At 35.0% G+C, this 223-nt stretch carries 1 protein-coding gene; it reads right to left on the minus strand.

Annotated features, from left to right (window positions below; genetic code table 11):
• On the minus strand, window positions 1–223 hold a 223-nt coding region (locus tag ABR397_RS24410; protein ID WP_350307931.1), incomplete at both ends, for an IS30 family transposase.

Genomic DNA, 223 nt, shown 5'->3' on the forward strand with positions numbered 1-223 from the left:
AAAATTTATTTCCTGATCAGAGATTTCATTAAAATTGGTTCCCTTTGGAAAGTATTGTCTGATTAACCCATTGATATTCTCATTGATCCCTCTTTCCCAAGGCGAATAAGGATGAGCAAAGTAAATTTGGGTTTCTAATTCTTCACCGATGATTTCATGATCTGCGAACTCCAAACCGTTATCGAACGTGATGGTCTTAAACTTTTGTTTTAACGGGTATAAT

Origin of the sequence: Photorhabdus viridis, assembly GCF_040256935.1 — a bacterium.
In the GTDB taxonomy this organism is placed as follows: domain Bacteria; phylum Pseudomonadota; class Gammaproteobacteria; order Enterobacterales; family Enterobacteriaceae; genus Photorhabdus; species Photorhabdus viridis.